General features: G+C 51.0%; 1 protein-coding gene and 1 pseudogene. Both read right to left on the reverse strand.

Features of this window, described 5'->3' with window-relative positions; all coding sequences use genetic code 11:
- Positions 1-594: pseudogene (locus FHQ23_RS12020) on the reverse strand (hypothetical protein); the annotation flags it as partial.
- A 272-nt stretch (positions 595-866) separates the two neighbouring features.
- Positions 867-3,458 (reverse strand): YadA family autotransporter adhesin (locus FHQ23_RS12025; protein WP_176552321.1); only part of this gene is annotated, 2,592 nt, incomplete at its 5' end.

Below are 3,458 nucleotides of genomic sequence, written 5' to 3' on the forward strand. Positions count from 1 at the left end.
CATTCCCTGCAACGCTGCACTCACCGCTACTGCCTCTACTTTTGCCGCCTCTACTTTTATCGCCTCATTAGTCTGCGGCACGACCGGATTAGCAGGCACCGCATCCTGACCACCTTGCCCCTCTCCCTCGTCTAACCCAACCAACTCAATACGGTTCTTCACCAACTCCGGCTCAGCGAACACCACCTGCCCGATATACTGGCTACTCTTTGGTTTAACCCCGGTTATGTCTTCACTTCCACTCGACAGCACCAAAAAAGTGCGGTTACCCAGCTCCGTAAACCGGATATTGCTGTCGACCAACTGTTGGTTAATCGCCTCAATCAGCCCCTTAAACGTCTGAGTACCGTTACCCTTTAATCTCACCGAACGCGAGGAATCAATATTGTAAGACATATAACCAACATTCAGTCTTTCCGCCAATTGCTGTAATAAACTGCCCACTTCACCCTCATAAGTCACCGCAATTTTAGCCTGCTCATAGCGCTCAAATTCAGAACCGCTTCCCGTATCCTGCGCAAAGGCAAACGGGGTCACCGCACCCAGCAACAGACTGCCAAATACGATTGCCCTGACACGCTTGATGTTTTTCATGTTTTTTATACCCTTTATGTTTTTTATATTCTTTATATTTTTTATGCTCTCTATGTTTTTGATGTTTTTGATGTTTTTGATGTTTTTGATGTTTTTGATACTTTTAATACTTTTAATACTTTTCATACTTTTGATGTTTTTCATACCCTTCATCTCAATTTCCACGGTTAACTCTCTTCATTTCAGCATAAAAAATCCCTTTTCACGCTCGACAACCCACTAAGCGAAAAAGGGATTTTCACTCAAACACCATTACCCCAAATACGTTTCCATTAGAACACCCAACCGACCCCGGCTTTCACTGCCGGTCTGGCTTCTTTGCCCAATGATGAACCCACCCCTAGCGAAATTTTTATCTTGCCCGAGTTAGTCAAATAGTTACCGCCCAACGCCACCGCAGACTGACCATCATACATCGCCGTTCCAACCCCAATAGCCACTTCGCCCGGATGTTGTTGTGGTAAATCAAGGTTCATTGCCATCGATGCCGCTATCCCTTGCGAGGCAATTTTGCGAGTTTGCTGAATCTCTTGCTTCAACGAGCTGTGAACATTACCCAACGCACGGCTGACCTGTCCGACTGTTGCCGCATCGGAGGCATTCACCCCATCGGCAACATTGGTAATCCGACGGGTCAAACCGGTTTCCGCATTCCCCACTGAAAACTCCAGCGGGTCCCTGGCAACCGAACCACTGCCCATCGCAACACTGCCTTCTCCCTTCGCAACCGCACCGCCTCCAACAGCAACACTCTCTTTGCCGGTTGCCGCCGCCGGTTTCAACTCACTGTTCGTCGCAATGTACTTGGTGCCGTTACTATTAATATGGTCAAGCGCCGCCCCCACATTATTCACCGTGGTGCTTGTGCCGTCGTTGTTATGCACCGTATAACTGGCGTTGACCGTAATAGAGCCATCCGGATTTACCACCATTTCACTGCCCGCACCGGCTAAGGACGTCACCGCCGAATAGAGCTGCCCACCATTTACGACCTCTTTTGAACCTTTCGCTACTTTACCGCCTTTCACATTGCTCAACACCACACCCTCGCCTAAGCAATCCGGGTCGTTAGGGTTGCTACCCGCTTTACAATTCGGGTCAACGCCCAAGGTCGCTTTGTTATACACATACTGGCCTGAGGTATCCTTATCGTATTTCAACGCGCCTTTATCATTACCGGCAGCACCTGCACTACCGCTGGCAAGCGCCTGTACTTTAGTTTCTAGTTCGCCGACTTTTTGATTGGTGGTATATAACTGCCCACCGGTAACCGCATCATGACTATCTTGTCCAACCAAGCCGTCTTTCAAGTTGCTCAAAATCGTCGGTGTCGTGGTTAAGCCGTCGGCATTCACCACACTCAACCGCACTTTATCCGTTGCAACGGCTGCCGTTGTGGTGTCGGCACTGCCATCGGCTTTCATGCCATAGAACTTGCCGTCTTCACCGCGCGCCAAACGTTTACCGTCCTCTGCGGTGTACACCACTGCCCCTGCCTGTCCGTTACGCAGGGCATTGGTTTTATCCACCAAGTCTTTACCGTTCAAGCCGTCTTGTCCCGCTGCGCCATCTTTACCGTTGGTGCCGTTAGTGCCGTCTTGACCGTTTTTGCCAATTAAGCCGCTCAAACCGTCAATACCGTCTTTCAAGCCCGCAACCATACTCTTCGCTTCATCCGCCGTGGTTTTCGCCAGGTTTGCCGTTTTCTCCACTGCATCCAACTGCCCTTTATTCACCGCATCGCCTGCATTGGTACCATTGGCAATCCCGGTCAAAGTACGGTTTCCTGCACTGCCGGCAATTGATAAGATGGTCGAGTCACTGTCCTTACCGATGGTAATGGTGCTGCTGGCCGCATCATCCTGTACTAAACCAAAACCGGCTTGACTGATTTGATTGATTTTGGTCGTCAGATTGGTAATCGCCGTGGTATTTCCAGCGGCTGTCTCTTTGACCGCATTCAGTTGTTTCACATTCACCGCATCATATTGCTGTACCCCGTCTGCAATGTTGTTTAACACTGTCGGCGCCGTGGTGGAGCCATTGGCATTCACCGCACTCAGGCGCACCGCATTCGCCGCCACTTCCTTACTCTTATCGGCACGGCCGTCGGCTGCCCGTTGGTAATATTTACCGTCTTCTACCGACAAGCGGTTGCCGTTCGCATCGGTGTACACCACCGTGCCGGCTTCCCCTTGACGGATATCGACGATTTGACTAATTGCATCTTTACCGTTCAAACCGTCTTGACCGGCTGCGCCGCCTTTGCCGTTCAAACCGTCTTTACCGGCAGTGCCTATCACCCCTTGTAAACCGTCAACACCGTCTTTCAGATTTGAAGCGATATCTTTGGCTTCATCAGCCGTGGTTTTAGCATTGTCTGCCGTGGTTTTAGCGTTATCCGCAGTGGTTTTCACCGTGAACAGTTGCCCACCGGTCACTGCCTCTTTCGAGTCTGCTGCCAGTTTGCCATCGGCAAGGTTGCCCAATACCGTCGGAGTGGTGGTTAAACCGTCGGCATTCACCACACTCAACCGCACTTTATCCGTTGCAACGGCTGCTGTTGTCGTATCTGCCGTGCCGTCGGCTTTCATCGCATAGAACTTGCCGTCTTCACCCCGTGCCAAACGTTTACCGTCCTCTGCGGTGTACACCACTGCCCCCGCCTGTCCGTTACGCAGGGCATTGTTTTTATCCACCAAGTCTTTACCGTTCAAGCCGTCTTGTCCTGCTGCGCCATCTTTACCGTTGGTGCCGTTAGTGCCGTCTTGACCGTTTTTGCCGATTAAGCCGTTCAAGCCGTCAATGCCGTCTTTCAAGCCCGCAACCATACTCTTCGCTTCATCTGCCGTGGTTTTGGCGTT

Source organism: Testudinibacter crocodili (genome assembly GCF_006228025.1).
Classification (GTDB): domain Bacteria; phylum Pseudomonadota; class Gammaproteobacteria; order Enterobacterales; family Pasteurellaceae; genus Chelonobacter.